General features: G+C 49.8%; 1 pseudogene. It reads right to left on the bottom strand.

What is annotated here, in order from left to right:
- Positions 1-242, bottom strand: a pseudogene (exsA, locus tag ACLJNW_RS27885) (T3SS regulon transcriptional activator ExsA); the annotation flags it as partial.
- Between the last annotated feature and the right edge of the window lies 1 nt (position 243).

The raw sequence follows: 243 nt of genomic DNA, 5'->3' as shown, positions 1-243 counted from the left end.
GATAATGGAATCCAGAGTATTCGGCTGTCCTTTCCCTTGGTACTTACGACATAGCTTCCGCGGCGGACGAAAAGCAACTCGCCAGGCGCCAGGCAAAAAGTGGAATCGATGTCCTGGACGGTCAGTTCGCCCTCGAGCAGAACATATACGCCCTCTTCCTTGTTTACCCTGTATTCGAAAGTTGGAATGTTCCAATGACAAGACGTTATCTGCTTTCGGCCAAGAGATTTGGCTCCTTGCATA

This window comes from Salmonella sp. SAL4457, from assembly GCF_046548235.1.
Classification (GTDB): domain Bacteria; phylum Pseudomonadota; class Gammaproteobacteria; order Enterobacterales; family Enterobacteriaceae; genus Salmonella; species Salmonella enterica.
The sequence above is the reverse complement of the archived record's forward strand: the minus strand, read 5'-3'. Positions and strand labels throughout refer to the sequence as shown.